Origin of the sequence: Lacticaseibacillus manihotivorans DSM 13343 = JCM 12514 (assembly GCF_001435035.1) — a bacterium.
In the GTDB taxonomy this organism is placed as follows: domain Bacteria; phylum Bacillota; class Bacilli; order Lactobacillales; family Lactobacillaceae; genus Lacticaseibacillus; species Lacticaseibacillus manihotivorans.
In genome coordinates, this window is record NZ_AZEU01000142.1 from 1 (window position 1) to 410 (window position 410).

Here is a 410-nt window from a genome sequence, read left to right on the forward strand (position 1 = left end):
CGAAGTCCAGGAATTTGTCCGCACGCCCAGTTGGGCAATTCGCTTCGCCGCCTTCACTCTCGGCTGATCGTGCTGGGACTACGTTTCAGCTCCCTGCCAATTACTTCCAGAGTTTCTCCTTGTTCATGCATTACAAATATCCGTTCACGTTCACCTGTGGTAAGATGTTGGTAGGGATTCATAGCTAAGACCTGCCTTTCAATGTTTGTTGTCGTTAACACCCATTGTACAGGATTCTAGCTATGAGTCCTTTTTCTTGCACTTATCATCTTGCACTTAAATTGTAAATCAAAGGGCGAAAAAAATCGTGCGGACTCCCCTCCACACGAAAACGATCACGAGTTATCTTCTATATTAACTAAAACTTGAAAGCCAGGAATGATGTGTACTTCGCGTCATTCCTGGCTTCT

At 44.9% G+C, this 410-nt stretch carries 1 pseudogene; it reads right to left on the reverse strand.

The features are described from left to right. Window positions 1–56: 56 nt before the first annotated feature. A pseudogene (locus FD01_RS16845) lies at window positions 57–182 on the reverse strand (helix-turn-helix domain-containing protein); the annotation flags it as partial. Window positions 183–410 lie beyond the last annotated feature (228 nt).